Origin of the sequence: Pseudarthrobacter sp. NamE2 (assembly GCF_005796205.1) — a bacterium.
Classification (GTDB): domain Bacteria; phylum Actinomycetota; class Actinomycetes; order Actinomycetales; family Micrococcaceae; genus Arthrobacter.
Map to the genome: position 1 here is coordinate 1 of NZ_VAHN01000048.1, position 562 is coordinate 562.

1 pseudogene is annotated in these 562 nt (G+C 64.4%); it reads right to left on the reverse strand.

The window, feature by feature from the left end:
* Positions 1-562 (reverse strand): annotated as a pseudogene (locus tag FDW83_RS18950) (malate synthase A); the annotation flags it as partial.

Below are 562 nucleotides of genomic sequence, written 5' to 3' on the forward strand. Positions count from 1 at the left end.
GCGGACGAGTTGTTCGGTGTAGGCGCGCATGAAGGGGGCGGTCATGGTTACCTGGGCGCGGTCCGGGAGGACGAAGCGTGGGCCGCGGGTGCGGAAGTTTTTGATGATGGAGAAGATGTAGTCCCAGCGGCCGGCGTTCAGGCCGGCGGCGTGGTCGCGCAGCTCGTAGAGGATCTCCTCCATTTCGAAGGCTGCGGTGATGGTTTCGATCAGGACGGTGGCGCGGATGGTGCCCTGCGGGATGTTTAGGAGGTCCTGGGCGAGGATGAAGATGTCGTTCCAGAGCCGGGCTTCGCGGTGGTTTTCGATCTTGGGCAGGTAGAAGTAGGGGCCCTTGCCCTGGGCGAGCAGGCGTCGGGCGTTGTGGAAGAAGTACAGGCCGAAGTCCACGATGCCGCCGGCGATGGGTTCGCCGTCGATGAGCATGTGCTTTTCGGGCAGGTGCCAGCCGCGGGGTCGGACCACGATGGTGGGCAGTTCGCCGGCGGGTCGGAGCTTGTATTCCTTGCCTTCGTCGGTGGTGAAGTCGATCCGGCGTTCCAGGGCGTCGGTGAGGTTGAGC